A 14,825-nucleotide genomic window follows, 5' to 3' on the forward strand; every position below is an offset into this window, starting at 1 on the left:
CGGATCGGCGCCTTTTTTTGTAGTTTCGTTCAGCGGTGATGCGGCAAGGTGGCGGCTAGGTCTTTCAGCTTGTCGATAGAGGTTGTTGCACCGCCGCAGACAATGACCAGCAAACGTTCATAGCCGGGCCCGTATATCGGCGCGGAATAGGCAACCGTCAATGCTGCTCCGCAAGCCGGCTCCACAACCACCCGATGATCATCCGCGAAGCGAAGGCTGGCCCCGACCGCTGCCCGATCATCTACCACCACGCTTTCAACAGGCCTGTTCTGGCTGATCCGAAATGCGTGGTCGGAGACTTTGCGCGCGCCAAGAGAGGTTGCGATGCTGGTGATGGCAGGCAGTTGCACCAACTCCCCAGCGTCGAGCGCCGCCGAAAGGGAGGCAGCGCCGTGCGTCTCGACCGCGATAATGGGAACATCGCCCAGGCCGTTGCGTGCCAGCCCTTCGGCAACACCGCACAGAAGGCCGCCACCGCCGACCGACAGGATGACGGCATCGAAAACGGCTCCGGCTTGGACCACTTCATCAATCACGGTCGCGTGCCCCTGCCACAGGAGCGGATCATCAAAGGGGTGGATGAAGGCAGCGTCCTCTCCCATGGCCTGAAGCGCAAGCTCGTTGGCTTCCTGCCAGGAGGCTCCATGAACCACGACCTCTGCACCTTCCAGCCGGATGAGAGCCTTTGCCTGCTCTGTCGTCGTCTCCGGAACATAGACGGTAACCGGCACCGACAGCTTGCGTCCCGCATAGGCAACGGCCAGCCCGGCATTGCCGCCGGAAGAGGATATGAACCGCCGTTTGCCCCGTGCAACATGGTGTTCACAAGCCGCACCGACGCCACGGATCTTGAAGGAACCGGCTGGCTGCAGGGCATCCATCTTCAAAAGAACCGGACGTTCGGCGGCCAGCGACAGGGCGCGCGATTCAAGCAGAGGCGTATTGATGTGTAAGGGCATGGAAACCTTGCGACGTTTCAAGGATGATGGACAAAGCGGATCGAGAACGATCGAGGCAATGGATACAGGCTTGTCTACAGACATCCAACAAAAAACCCCCGGCGCCTGCCGAGGGTTTCAGTCTGATTGCAATCGAGTTCCAGCTTACTGCCAGACGATGATGCGGGCCTTGTTGGGCACGCGCTCGTAGAGATCGATGATGTCCTGGTTCATCAGGCGCACGCAGCCGGATGACACGGCCTTGCCGATGGAGTTCCATTCCGGATTTCCGTGCAGGCGATAGAGCGTGTCCTTGCCGTTCTGGAAAATGTAGAGCGCACGCGCACCAAGTGGGTTCATCAGGCCTGGCTCCATGCCGCCCGTGCCCGGACCATATTTGGCGAGCTGCGGCTGACGGGCGACCATTTCGGACGGCGGCGTCCATTTCGGCCATTTCTGACGCCACTGGATGACGCCCTCGCCCTGCCAGGCAAAGCCTTCGCGGCCAATGCCTACACCGTAGCGCATGGCAGTCTGGCCACCGGATTCGACCAGATAGAGGAAGCGCTGCTGCGTATCCACCACCACGGTGCCTGCCGGTTCGCCGGTTTCGTTCGGCACACGCTGGCGATAGAAGCGCGGCGGGATCTTCCAGTAGGGAACCGCCGGAATGACGAAGCCGCCATCGACGATTTCGCCATAGGTCGCGTCCAGTTCCGGCGAGCGGCCGGGTGGGAGAGCGGGAGCGAAAGCGGGCGAAGCGGCCGCGATGGGCGTGAAACGCTGTGGACCGGAGGATGCGCAACCCGCGAGCGTGGATGCAGTGCCGACGGCGAGCAAGCTCAGGAGGCGGCGGCGGCTTAAAAGATCAGTTGTCATGAGGCCGGATATACTTCTTCACTAGAACGGCGGTTGGAACACCGGGCGGTACTCCAAAAAACGCCAACCAACGGATGATCGCGACAATGGTTCCCCGATTGTGGCCAGAAGAAGTATAAGGCGCCTTAATTTAGGAGATAGTGTTGCATCCAGCACCTTAACGTGAGCCGGGTGTGATCATAGAACCACAATATGAGTGCCTGTTGTGTTAGAGCGGAGTTCGACCTGATTGAATCATTCTGCAGCAATGGATTTTCATCAGGATCAAGGATTTTGCCGATGGGCATATCGGGATATACGTCCGAGGCGAAAGCCGAAGGTAATGGCGAAAATACATGCTGCCCAGAGGGTTGGCCGAAACCGGCCGTCCACTTTGTCGAAGGGCTTGGGCGTATGCTACGGCTACGCCGCTCGCCCTTCTCCTCGTGGAACAACCGGTTTGGGCCAACAGAATTGATCCAATCAGGTCGAATTCCGCTCTAGATGACCACAATTGGGCTGGAGGCAGGGACACGGTCATAGAGATCGATCACGTCCTGATTGAACATGCGCACACAGCCGGATGAGGTGGCTTTGCCGATCGACTGCCAGTCGGGCGTTCCATGGACGCGGTAGAGGGTATCCTTACCATCCTTGAAGATATAGAGGGCGCGCGCGCCGAGCGGATTGTTCAACCCCGGCAGAGCCCCGCCTTCTGCGGCGGCAAACTGGCGCAGTTCCGGCTGGCGCTCAACCATATCCTGTGGCGGTGTCCAGCGCGGCCATTTCGCCTTCCACTGAATGGTGCCCCTGCCCGTCCAGGCGAAACCATCGCGACCGAGACCGACGCCGTAGCGGATCGCCTTGCCACCGGGTTGAACCAGATAGAGAAAGCGTTGCTTCGTATCGACCACGATGGTGCCGGGCGCCTCCATCGTCTGATAGTCCACTTCCTGTCGCAGATAGCGGGCATCCACGCGGCTATAGGGAATGGCAGGAAGCGTGTGCCCGTCATCGCGGATGCCGGCGTAATAGGTGCGATGCACAGGGTTCGAAACCGGCATGCCATAGGTCTGGTGAAACTGCGTCTGGTAAAGCTGGCGTTTCTGCGGAATGGCCTGCTGCTTCTGCGTGGGCTGCGGCTGCGGTTCAGGCGGCGAGGATGGATTGTAGAACACCGGCGCCGTTTCCTGCACGAAGACATCCGGGTTCATGCGGCTGGTATCGGTCACCAGAATGCAGCCCGACAGCATGGTGGAGGTTGCCATCAATGCGGCGAGCGTGGACAGGAGCTTGGGCTGGCGAGGATGATGCGGCATGAGATCGCTTCCGGCAGATGACGTCGGGCGCGATCATGACAGCCCCAACTTTCGCGAGGCTGGCGTATGCAATCAGTTCTTGAACACATGGCGGTGCCGCGAAACCGCGTCACACCTGTGGGGGCCATGCATCAGGCTCCATATTCCTTGAAGAAGCGGATGCTTTCGACCACGGCACCGGGAACGACGCCGTTGTGGTTTCCCGGCAGAAGACGATGATCGACGCGCATGCCCGCTGCGCGCCCACGCTCGATGGTCAGTTGATGATTGCGGTCGAACGGTCGCTCTTCCGTACCCCTCAACAGAAGCGTCGGGCACTTCAGGCTATGCCCGAAGCACACGGAAGAGCGCATGATGAATTCCTGCGGGTTATGCGGATCGAAGCGGATTTCCTCGTCAAAGCGACCAAAATAGCGCCAGGCATCGACGCCGGCAGACATGGGAACCGATGCCTTGAACATGGGTTCCGCCATGCTGGCCAGCAGGGCCAGCGTTCCACCATTGCTGTGACCCGCCAGATAGAGCCTGTTCTTGTCGACCCCCGGCAGACTTTCCAGATGACGCGCCGCAGCAAGCGCATCCGATGTCTCGTCGTAGAAACCGGAATAATCTCCCGGTTGACCGTTCTCTCCCCGGAAGGAGGGAAGCATGACGACAAAACCCGCATCGGCATAGGGCTTCATCAATTGCCAATGTCCATCTCCGGTCGCATTGCCCCCGTGCAGGAACAGAACGCCGGGCCTCAACTGGTCCGAAGGCTCGTAATCGTTGACCCAGGCGACCAACTGAAGACTTCCGTCCGGTCCGCCCGCATAGGTGATGCGCTGCGCGCCTGGCGGCTTGCCCAGCGGAGAGGACGTTTCCGGCGAAGGCCCCTTGACCAGAAGCCGCGTGCGGAAATGCATGCGGGCCTGCGCATAATCCATCCGCTCCAGCGGCGGCACTTCGGGGATCGGAAATTCCGGCTTGCGCTCTGCTGCTGCGCCTTGAACGGCTGGCGGGATTTGCCCTACTGGCGCTGGCAGAACCTGAGCGCGAGCGAGATAAGGTGCAGCGAGGCTCAAACCTACACCCGAAAGCAAGACACGGCGATTGAGGAGCATGGGCAGACCCGAGACATGACGCGATGCAATAAAAGCTAGCGCGCCGGAGATGAAACTCAAGCGGTCGACGTTCACAACTAGCTGATATGCAAGCACCGCTTCCGCATAGGCGCCGCCGGTTTGGAGCTCATCACCCTCTCCGCCGCACACTTTCGAATCTTGTGCCAATAATTTATTGATGCATCGCACGTATAAATTGATACGTATAATAGATATATAATATATTATGCCAGTGTTATCTGTAATTTAACATGTATAGAATCATTTTTACACCATCTGAACATTCGCGATCGTAGGAAATTGAGAACATGCTCAATAACTTAAACATTTCTCAGAAGGTTTATGGCGGCTTCGGGCTCTTTATCGCCTTGTTGTGCATCATTGCGGGTGCGTCGGTCGTGTCGAGCATGTCCTCGAAGGATCATCTGGCAGACTACGAGGACCTGTCGAAACTGGTTGCAGAAAGCAGCCGAATCCAGAGCAGCATGCTGGAGGCGCGGGTCGCCTTCCTTAACTACAGAATGATCCAGATGGAGACGACGAAGAAAGATCTTCTATCCCATCTCGGGGAGGCAGGGGCCACCGCATCCAGGATGATGGCCAAGGCTCGGACCGAAGCGGAAAAGGCGTCGATCTCTGGATTTGCCGAACAGGCCAAGCAGTATGGAGAAAATTTCTCGAAGGTCGCGGGCCTCCAGGAAAACTTGAACAAGGTTGTTGCGGCGCAGGCAGATCTCGGGACGGACCTGATCAAAGCTCTGACGAGGCTGAGCACGGCGCTCAATGATGCCGGCAATGTTGAGGCCGCTTTCGAGATCGGACGTCTGGAACACATGGTGTTCACCATCCAGTTGAACGCGGGAAAATATCTGGCGAGTGGCTCCGAACGTGACTACGAGGCCGCGCAGGATGCGGGCATCGAGGCGCGAGACCAGATCGGCAGCGTCGAAGCGCTGATCAAGGATGCCAAGCAAAAAGCCACGATGAGCGAGGTCGGTCAGAACATCGTAACCTACATTGCGGGCGTGGATGAAAGCCGCAAGCTGGCAAACGAGCGCAACCGCATCATTGATCGAACCATGAACAAGATCGGGCCCAGCCTGACCAAGGCAATCGACGACTTCACGACTGCGCTGAAACAGGAACAGGCCAACCTGGGATCAACGATCGCAGCAACGATGGACAGGAGCGTGCTTACATCTGTCGTGCTGGGGGCCGGCGCCTTCGTTCTGGCAGTCATACTTGCGACGATCATGGCCCGCAGCCTGACAAGGCCGGTTCATGCCCTGACACGCGCCATGGGCGACCTTGCCGCCAACAATCTGGAGACGCAGATACCAGGCCTTCGCGAACGCAACGAGCTGGGTGAAATGGCACGCGCCGTGGACGTGTTCAAGCAGAACGCCATCCGTATGCGGGAACTGACGGCGCAGGAAACCGCCCTTCAGGAAAAGAACGCCGACCTGCAATCCAACATCGCTGTCGTTGTCGATGCCGCCGTTGCCGGTAACTTCAGCAAACGCATCACCAAATCCTATGACAATCCGGCGCTCGATGCCTTTGCGACCAATGTGAACAAGCTGGTGGAATCCGTGGATGCAGGCGTGACAGAGACCCAGCGGGTGGTAGCGTCGCTTGCCCATGGCGACCTTACGGCCTCCATGTCCGGAAACTTCCAGGGTGCGTTCGCCGATCTGCAAACCAACGTCAATGACACCATGCGCACGCTTCGCACGCTGATGGACGAGGTTCGCCATGCGGCGGACATGATCAATGGCGGAGCCGGCGAAATCCGTTCCGCCTCCGACGACCTGTCGCGCAGAACCGAAACACAGGCGGCTGCGCTGGAGGAAACCTCGTCTGCACTTCAGGAGATCACTTCTGCGGTCCGTACCTCGACCGAGAAGGCTCAGTCCTCCAGCCGGATGGTCACGGAAGCGCGCGAGTTCGCCGAGCGTTCATCCGGCGTCGTCGAGCAGGCGACCTCGGCAATGGGACGGATTGAGCAAGCCTCTAGCGAAATCGCCCAAATTACCAATGTGATTGACGAGATCGCCTTCCAGACCAACCTTCTTGCACTGAATGCCGGTGTTGAAGCCGCCCGCGCAGGCGAAGCCGGAAAGGGGTTCGCCGTCGTGGCGCAGGAAGTTCGCGAACTGGCGCAACGCTCTGCAACAGCGGCAAAGGACATCAAGGCGCTGATCAGCAAATCGTCCCATGAGGTGGAGGCTGGCGTTAAACTGGTCGTTTCCACCGGCGAGGCGCTGCGGGAAATCAAGGAGAAAGTCATTGGCGTCGCGACACAGGTGACATCCATCGCACAGGCGGCACAGGAACAATCCACCGGGCTGCTGGAAGTCAGCAATGCGGTGAACCAGATGGACCAGATGACACAGCAGAACGCCGCCATGGTAGAGGAAGCGGCAGCCGGGACCTCGCGCCTGGCGGAGGAAACGGATCACCTCAGATCACTCGTCGCACGCTTCAAGGTTCAAGCCGATACCGCCAGCGGTGGACGACGCGCAGCCTGACCGGTTGATGTGGACATCGATCCGGACCAAGTCCGGTCACAGCTCACTCGGCCGTGGTTTTCGCATCCACCATGGCCGTCAGCGTCACAAGCCGGTCTGCATCGCGCGGCAGCTTGTCCATCCGCAAGCGGGAGATGCGCGGAAACCGCATGGCAACTCCCGACTTGTGGCGCGTGGAGCGGTTGATGCCTTCAAAAGCCACTTCCAGCACGAAACCGAAACCGGGTTCGGCCCTGACGGACCGGACCGGCCCAAAACGCTCCACCGTGTTATCGCGCACGAACTTGTCCAGCACTTCCAGTTCTGCATCGGTGAAGCCGAAATAGGCCTTGCCGACCGGCACCAGTTGCTCAGCCCCGCCCTCCCCTTCCGCCCAGACGCCGAAGGTGAAATCCGAGTAATAGCTGGAGCGCTTGCCGTGGCCGCGCTGCGCATACATCATGACGGCATCAATGTTGAACGGGTCGCGCTTCCACTTGAACCAAGGCCCCTTCAAACGTCCGGCCTGATAGACGCTGTCGCGCCGCTTGATCATGACGCCTTCGATGACGGGATCGGGAGGAGCGAGCCGTAGCTGATCGAGTTGCAGCCAGCTCTGGAAATCGATCAGCGGGGAAATGTCGAAGCGGTCATGCGGCGCTTTTTCGATGACCTCTGCCAGCTCCTCGCGCCGCTGAATATAGCTGCGTGCGCGGATATCCTCATCGCGGTCGAACAACAGGTCGTAGGCGCGCACGAAAGCCGGATAGTCTTCCAGCATTCTGGTGTTGACGGTTTTTCGGTTCAACCGCTGCTGAAGATCGGAAAAGGTGCGGGTCGCGCTGTTGGAGCGAGCCGTGCCGCCGACCAGCAGTTCCCCATCGACGACGCCCTCGAAGTTGATCGCCTCTATGACATCCGGAAAGGCACCGGAAATATCATCGCCGGAGCGGGAATAAAGCTTCTTCGTACCGCCGAAGCTCGACATCTGGACGCGAATGCCATCCCATTTCCACTCGGCGGCGTAATCATCCGGATTGAGCTTGTCGAGATCGCCCTCTTCCACGGGATTGGCCAGCATGACGGAGTGAAAGATGGCAGGCGTTGCCAGCACCGGCTTCTCCGCTTTGCCCTCCAGCCAGGCAAACAGCGGCTCGTAGGGCGGCTCAAGTCCGTGCCAGAGCGTTTCGATTTCGGTGACGTCTTTTTTCAGGCCATCTGGACCGCTCATCTCGGCCAGCGCCTGCTTGGCAAGACGCGCCGAAACACCGATGCGCAGAGAACCGGTGGCGAGCTTGAGAAAGGCAAACCGGCTGGAGTGATCGAGCTGATCCAGCAGATCGCGCACGGCGGAGCGAACTTCCGTGCGGCCCAGCGAATTCATGCGATGCACCACTTCGCCAAGACGCGGCTGCTCCGCCTCGCCGACATGCTCCTTCTCGCCGCCATCCCAGATCAGCGATATGGTTTCGGCGAGGTCACCGACATAATCATAGGAATATTGAAAGAGAACGGGATCGAGCTTTTCGAGCGCCAGTTCCTTCAGCAGTGCAGGCTTGATGGCCTTCAGATCCAGCGTTCCGGCCAATGCCGCCAGCCCATAGCCACGGTCGGGATCCGGGGTCGAGCGGAAATAATCGGTGAGCAAGGTCAGCTTGCCATTGCGCGATGGAGTGAGAACGAGGCGGTCGAGCAGTGTTGCGAAGGATTTCATGGGTTAAACCTTCGCGATGGCGCATGACGGAAGCTGGAACGAAATACCCCCCTCTGCCCTGCCGGGCATCTCCCCCTCAAGGGGGGAGATCGGCAGAACGGTGACCCGCTCAGAATAAAGAATGCGAGGTGGAAAGGCGAATACAGCTTTTGTCGTCCAATTGGATCGACGCGTTGCCACGAGTCGATCTCCCCCCTTGAGGGGGAGATGCCCGGCAGGACAGAGGGGGGTGCCTATCAAACATTTCATCAGCTCAATCCCCCTCGTCTTCGTAGCCCACGAGATGCAGTGGCTTGGCAGGCAGGCCCTGAAGCTCGCACCAGCGTACCAGCGCCTCTTCCCGCCCATGTGTGACCCACACTTCCTGCGGGGAGATTTCCCGAATTGTCTCCAGCAGCTCCGGCCAGTCGCAGTGATCGGAAATGACCAGTGGCAGTTCCACGCCCCCTTGCTTGGCGCGCTGGCGCACCATCATCCAGCCGGAGGCAAACGAAATCAGCGGCTCGTTGAAACGCCGTGCCCAACGATCCTGAAACGCCGAGGGCGGGCCGACCACGATGGCGCCATGAAAGGCAGATGGATCTTTCTTCTCGATGGTCGCGGGGCGCAGTTCCCCAAGCTCTATGCCTTGGCTCACATAGTAATCGCAGAGCTTGGCCAAGGCGCCATGGATGAAGATGGGTTTGTCATAGCCGCAATCGCGGATGAGGCGGATGACGCGCTGCGCCTTGCCAAGCGAATAGGCGCCCACCAGATGCGTGCGCTCCGGGAACTGGCGAATGGAGGCCAGCAGTTTGCGCGTTTCAGCCTTGGGATCGGGGTGATGAAAGACCGGCAGGCCGAAGGTAGCCTCGGTAATGAAGACATCGCAGGGCACCGGCTGGAACGGCGCGCAGGTGGGATCGACGCCGCGCTTGTAATCGCCGGACACCACGATGCGCAGGCCATCCCGTTCAATGGCGATCTGCGCAGACCCCAGCACGTGGCCTGCGGGATGAAAGTGGACCGATACGCCATCGACATCGATTACCTCGCCCCACTCGGCAGCCTGCTCACTGCGGGTGAAATCCTCGCCATAGCGCAGCGCCATGATATCCAGCGTCTGGCGTGTCGCCAGCACCTTGCCGTGGCCGGCACGGGCGTGATCTGAATGACCATGGGTGATGAGCGCCCGCTCGACGGGGCGCACAGGATCGACGTGGAACTTGCCAAGCGGGCAATAGAGCCCGGCGGGCGTGGGATGCAGCAGCGCCTCTGGTTTCATGCCGTTGAAGATAGGCAGAAATCCTCCCTTTGAAAGGGAATCATTTTGCCCTGTCTGCCACCGGCAGGCGAATGGGCTTCAACATCAGCGCCGCAATGAGGCCCACCACGGCAAAACCTGCCGCCGTGAGGAACATCGGCTCGAAGGCACTGGCATAGGCGTTGGCGATGGCCTGACGCGCGGCGTCCGGCAGCTTGGCCATCTGGTCCGGCGAAATGGCCGCCGCATTCTCGACGCCGGGAATGCTGACGCCATGCATGTGCGAAGCGATGACCGCACCATAGACGGAGATTGCAATTGCCGCACCGCCCATGCGTGTCAGCGTGACGGCACCGGTAGCCGATCCCACATCGGCGCGGGGCGTGGCGTTCTGCACACCGATGATCGGCCCCTGCTGGCCAAGCCCGACAGACAGGCCCTGCAGCAGCATGATGATACCGACAAAGACCAGCGAGCTTCCCGCATGCAATTGCGAGAACAGCAGCAGCGTGATGATATTCATCACGAGGCCCGCCACCACGAAGGGCTTGTAGCGCCCCGTGATCGAAATGAGACGACCGGCCGTCAGCGAGCCGATGACGATGCCGCCCGTGACCGCGATGAAGAAAAGCCCTGCCTGCGTGGGCGACAGCGCCGTCGTGGTTTGCAGGAAGAGCGCGAAATAGTTGACCATGCCGATGGCGACGCCGCCGGTCATCAAAGAGACAATCAGGAACAGCGAGAAGGTGGAATCCTTGAACAGGCGAAGCGGAACGATCGGTTCCGGTACGCGCCGCTCCACCATGACCCAGGCAATGGCGGAGACAACGCCAAGCGCGAGGACGGCAAGACTGCCGAGCGAGAAGATCGAGCCGAACAGCGAAACGCCATCCGTCAGCAGCACGACGCAGGTACTGGCCACTGCCAGGAGGATTGCACCGAGATAATCGATCTTCGGCTGGCGGCTGGGGCGCCGGTTCGGCAGCAGGAAGATGAGGCCCGCGAGAACCACGATGCCGATGGGCAAATTGATGAGGAAGATGGAGCGCCAGCCGAAAAGATCGCTCATGGTGCCGCCGATCAGTGGCCCGAGACTGCCCGAGGCCATGATGACGAGGCTGGAATAGCTCTGGTAACGCGCCCTCTCCCGCGGCTCGAACAGATCGGCATTGATGGCGAAGATGGAGACCATGATGCCGCCGCCGCCCAGCCCTTGAAACACGCGCGCTGCGATCAGCGAATTCATCGACCAGGCGAGACCGCAGAGCAGAGACCCGATGGTGAAGAGCGTGACGGCGCCGATCATCACATATTTGCGGCCAAACAGGTCACCCAGCTTGCCATAGACCGGCATGACGGCGCTGGTAGCCAGCAGAAAGGCAGACCCCACCCAGCCGAACCTTTCCAGTCCGCCAAACTCGCCCACGATCGTCGGCAGGGCAGTCGACACGATCTGGTGGTCGAGGGTCGCCATGAACATGGCGGTGAGCAGAAAGAGGAAGATGACAAGACGACGGGCGTGACTGGTCACCAGAGGGCTGGCCATCTGATCGGCCGGGCGGGAGGGCATATCCATGAGCTGATCCTGAATTTTGGCAATTCATGTGCTGAACGCACATAATTGTCAACGTCAAACGCATGTGTTCTGCACATGCTTGAACAGAACATACATTTGTTATACGGCTTCGCCATGACGAAGGATCACGCACATCTGCGCAACGTGGAAAGCGCCAATCCCGATGCGCAACGCATCGGCGATACGATGACGCGCATGCGGGTGATGATGGGTCGCCGTGTCATCAGCCGTCTGGCCATTGCACGGGCGGCACCGGGGCTCGAGCTTTCGCAGCTGGACATTCTCGATGTCGTGCGGCGCCTGCGCGCCGACCAGCAACCGGTGACCGTGGGCGCAATTGCCGATGCCATGCGGCTGGATGCATCGCGCGGCAGCCGGCTGGTGGCCGAACTGGTCGCCCGCGGAATCTTGCGCCGTGACGCCTGCCAGGAAGACGGGCGCCGCTCGCTCATCCAGATCACGGATGCCGGCGAAGCCCTTCTGTCAGAACTGCGCAATGTCAAACAGGGCATGATCGAGCAGGTTCTGGAGGACTGGAGCCCGGAAGAACGTCACGTCTTCGGTGCCCTGTTCGAACGCTTCATCGACCGCTTCGACCAGATCGCGCAGCTTTCCGATCAGGAGTGATCTCCGGCAACAGCCTCATCGCCTTGTGACGTCCTTCGTAAAATTATCTATAAAATTGTGCGCTTACTTGTGAATCTTCAGCATTGCCTCCGTTCGCGGTTGCGGCAACGAGATTTTTGTGACTGTATGCGCCACTCTGTTTCGAAATTATAGATAAAAGGTGGCTTGTGGATAGCGGCATCGTCAGGGGCTATGAGGGGAGGTCCAAGGCAGGTTCTCCGGACATCCGTTTGGACTGGACCGTGGAGGAAATTCTGGCGGTGCATCAGCTGCCGCTGCTGGAGCTGGTTGGTCGCGCCAATGCCGTTCACCGTGAGCATCACGATCCCAACAAGGTGCAGAAGGCGAGCCTGCTTTCCATCAAGACCGGCGGCTGCCCGGAAAACTGCGCCTATTGTCCGCAGTCGGCGCATCATCGCGAGGTGGACCTGACGAAGGACCGGCTGATGGACCCGGCCAAGGTGATCGGCCTTGCAGCCAAGGCCAAGGCGGCGGGTGCCGAGCGCTTCTGCATGGGAGCGGCCTGGCGCGAGGTGCGCGATGGCAAGGATTTCGACGCCGTGGTGCAGATGGTGGAAGGCGTGCGGGATCTCGGAATGGAGGCCTGCGTGACGCTGGGCATGCTGAAGCCCCACCATGCGGCACGGCTCGCAGCGGCAGGATTGACAGCCTATAACCACAATCTCGATACGAGCCCGGAATTCTATAGCGAGATCATCACCACCCGCACTTACGAAGACCGGCTGGAGACGCTGGCAACCGTTCGCTCCTACGGCATCGATCTCTGCTGCGGCGGCATCATTGGCATGGGAGAGAGCCTGCGCGACCGCGCCTCCATGCTGCATGTTCTCTCGACGATGAACCCGCACCCCGAAAGCGTGCCGATCAATGCACTGGTGCCGGTCGAAGGCACGCCGCTCGGGCATCGCACGCCCATCGATCCGCTGGAACTGGTGCGCATGGTAGCAACGGCGCGGATCGTGATGCCGACGTCCACGGTACGCCTGTCGGCGGGGCGCTCAAGCCTGAACCGGGAAGCGCAGATCCTCTGCCTGATTGCCGGAGCAAATTCGGTCTTCTACGGCGACAAGCTGCTGACCACGCCCAATGCAGAGCTTGGCGAGGATGCCGCCCTTTTCGGCGCTATTGGCGCAGAAGTTCAGGATACTGCTTCGATCTGAACCAGCATGGCGGAGAGCGGCCACGGGAGGCCGCTCACTCGGCCGGACAGGCCTCTGCCAGAAGCGAGCGCCCGGAAACGATACGGGTCATTGGGGCGACCTCCAGCTTGTCGCGCCCTCCGGCCTTGGCCTCGTACATGGCCGCATCGGCGCGGGCCAGAAGCTCCTCCGGCGTTGTTCCATCCTTCGGGAAGAAGGCCACCCCCATGCTGGATGTGGCATGAATGCTGTGACCCTCGAACTCGATGGGCGCCGCCATGAGCCTGCGGATCTCATCCAGCCGCCGCAGGACATGCGCCTCATCCTGCATCGGATTGCTGAAGACGATGGCGAATTCATCGCCCCCCAGCCGGACTGCGAGATCCGTGGAGCGGATCGACTCGATGAGCCTCTGCGAAATCACCTTCAGGACCTCGTCGCCCACGGCATGTCCGAGCCCGTCATTGATCTGCTTGAAATTGTCGAGGTCGATATAGGCGACCGTGATCTTGCGATTTTCGCGCGCCGCCTGCGCAAGTGCCCGGCTGAACTGCGGCCAGAACAGAGCGCGGTTCGGCAGGCCCGTCAGCGGATCGTGATGCGCCATATAGCGAATTTTCTGCTCGTTTCGGGCCCGTTCAATGGCGATGCCAGCGAGATCCGAGGCAAGGCTCGTCATCCGGATTTCCGCCTCGCTCGGTTCGCGAACGGTTTGCGAATAGAGAGCAAAGGTCCCGAGGACAGCGCCATCCGCACCCATGAGGGGTGTCGACCAGCAGGAACGCAAATCGAAGGCGCCTGCCAGTTCCTTGAAGTCGCTCCAGAGCGGATCGGTCTGGATATCGCGCACGATGACAGCCTCGCGGCGCCATGCAGCGGTTCCGCAGGAGCCGACGCGCGGCCCGATCTGGACGCCGTCGACAATCCGGGTATAGGCATCCGGCAGGCTGGGGGCGGCGCCATGCCGCAAAGTGGCGGTCTCTTCTTCGAACAGAAGAATGGATGCGCAGATACCCGTCAAAGGCTGCTGCACCATCAGGCAGATCCGCTCCAGAATGTCCCGCAGCGGCTTGCCTCTGGCGATCATCTCCAGCGTCTGTGCGTAGGCCAGACGGGTTTCATCATGCTGCTTGCGTTCAGTGATGTCACGCGACATGACCATCAGGCCGACGACCTGGCCTTCATCGCCACGCAGCGGCGTTCGGGTGGTGAACAACCAGACCTTGCGGCCATCCGGCTCGGCAATGACCTCCTCGCGCTCATCCACCGTGCCGCGCGCCATCAGTTCCTGTTCCAGCAGAAACCGGGCCTCGGCCTCATCGCAATAAATGTTTTCGGCGGTCAATGTCAGCGGTGCGTGGGTGCGCATGCGCGACATGGCTGCCGAATTGGCAAACACAAGCCGCCCCAGCCGGTCGGTCATATGCACTTCTTCGGAAAACTGGTCCAGCAGCGCGCGGGCGTCGAGCGTCTGGATGACGGTCGAGTGACCGTCCTCTGCGGAAAACAAGGTCGAAATCCGGATCAGGCGCTGGCGCAAATCCTGTAGCGTATCATCCGGCAACAGTGAGGAACCGCTGCCAGCCATAGCATCTGTCATAAGCAATCTCTCCCCGCGCACATTCGACATATCCGGGCTCTGCCACTGTCCCGCCGCTGGCAGAGATAACTCCCGAACTATGCACGCGTAGGCGCAACGGTGTTAATAATGGGGTACAATCCCTTACCCTTGCTTAACTTGCACGGTGCAAAACGAAGAGATTTTCATTTGCGCGGA

11 protein-coding genes are annotated in these 14,825 nt (G+C 60.2%); 3 read left to right on the plus strand and 8 right to left on the minus strand.

The annotated features are described in order from the left end of the window. Positions 1-29 precede the first annotated feature (29 nt). From G6N80_RS22020 to G6N80_RS22035, 4 genes are all read right to left on the minus strand, one after another. The gene (locus G6N80_RS22020; protein WP_165137262.1) at positions 30-959 is read right to left on the minus strand and encodes a pyridoxal-phosphate dependent enzyme; all 930 of its coding nucleotides are present in this window, start codon (positions 957-959) and stop codon (positions 30-32) included. A 144-nt stretch (positions 960-1,103) separates the two neighbouring features. Next, the gene (locus tag G6N80_RS22025) at positions 1,104-1,817 is read right to left on the minus strand and encodes a L,D-transpeptidase (RefSeq protein WP_062552942.1); all 714 of its coding nucleotides are present in this window, start codon (positions 1,815-1,817) and stop codon (positions 1,104-1,106) included. A gap of 479 nt (positions 1,818-2,296) precedes the next feature. Further along, positions 2,297-3,115, minus strand: a complete 819-nt coding sequence (locus tag G6N80_RS22030) for a L,D-transpeptidase (protein ID WP_165136851.1) — start codon at positions 3,113-3,115, stop codon at positions 2,297-2,299. A 131-nt stretch (positions 3,116-3,246) separates the two neighbouring features. After that, on the minus strand, positions 3,247-4,218 hold the full coding sequence (locus G6N80_RS22035) for an alpha/beta hydrolase family protein (protein WP_082547047.1): 972 nt from the start codon (positions 4,216-4,218) through the stop codon (positions 3,247-3,249). A gap of 308 nt (positions 4,219-4,526) precedes the next feature. Between G6N80_RS22035 and G6N80_RS22040 the strand changes: the two genes are divergently transcribed. Then, positions 4,527-6,749: a methyl-accepting chemotaxis protein gene (locus tag G6N80_RS22040; RefSeq protein WP_062552944.1), complete on the plus strand. Its 2,223-nt coding sequence runs from the start codon at positions 4,527-4,529 to the stop codon at positions 6,747-6,749. A gap of 43 nt (positions 6,750-6,792) precedes the next feature. On the opposite strand, the gene G6N80_RS22045 is transcribed toward G6N80_RS22040, so the two are convergent. The 3 genes from G6N80_RS22045 to G6N80_RS22055 all read right to left on the minus strand — a co-directional run bounded on the left by G6N80_RS22045 (position 6,793) and on the right by G6N80_RS22055 (position 11,261). After that, positions 6,793-8,442 (minus strand): cisplatin damage response ATP-dependent DNA ligase, encoded by a 1,650-nt coding sequence (locus G6N80_RS22045; protein WP_165136854.1) that lies wholly within the window; start codon positions 8,440-8,442, stop codon positions 6,793-6,795. 253 nt (positions 8,443-8,695) lie between these two features. Beyond that, the gene (locus G6N80_RS22050; protein ID WP_062552946.1) at positions 8,696-9,706 is read right to left on the minus strand and encodes a ligase-associated DNA damage response exonuclease; all 1,011 of its coding nucleotides are present in this window, start codon (positions 9,704-9,706) and stop codon (positions 8,696-8,698) included. Between the two features lie 40 nt (positions 9,707-9,746). Further along, positions 9,747-11,261: an MDR family MFS transporter gene (locus G6N80_RS22055; RefSeq protein WP_165136857.1), complete on the minus strand. Its 1,515-nt coding sequence runs from the start codon at positions 11,259-11,261 to the stop codon at positions 9,747-9,749. Positions 11,262-11,375: 114 nt separating this feature from the next. On the opposite strand from G6N80_RS22055, the gene G6N80_RS22060 reads away from it, so the two are divergent. Both G6N80_RS22060 and bioB read left to right on the plus strand, forming a co-directional pair. After that, positions 11,376-11,888, plus strand: a complete 513-nt coding sequence (locus G6N80_RS22060; protein WP_062552948.1) for a MarR family winged helix-turn-helix transcriptional regulator — start codon at positions 11,376-11,378, stop codon at positions 11,886-11,888. A gap of 167 nt (positions 11,889-12,055) precedes the next feature. Next, positions 12,056-13,069, plus strand: coding sequence for a biotin synthase BioB (gene bioB, locus G6N80_RS22065; protein ID WP_246251454.1), 1,014 nt, complete (start codon positions 12,056-12,058; stop codon positions 13,067-13,069). A 34-nt stretch (positions 13,070-13,103) separates the two neighbouring features. Here bioB and G6N80_RS22070 read toward each other — a convergent pair whose 3' ends face one another. Further along, complete coding sequence (locus tag G6N80_RS22070) at positions 13,104-14,648, minus strand: diguanylate cyclase domain-containing protein (RefSeq protein WP_165136860.1); 1,545 nt, start codon at positions 14,646-14,648, stop codon at positions 13,104-13,106. Positions 14,649-14,825: the final 177 nt, after the last annotated feature.

This window comes from Rhizobium rhizoryzae (assembly GCF_011046895.1).
Lineage (GTDB): Bacteria > Pseudomonadota > Alphaproteobacteria > Rhizobiales > Rhizobiaceae > Neorhizobium > Neorhizobium rhizoryzae.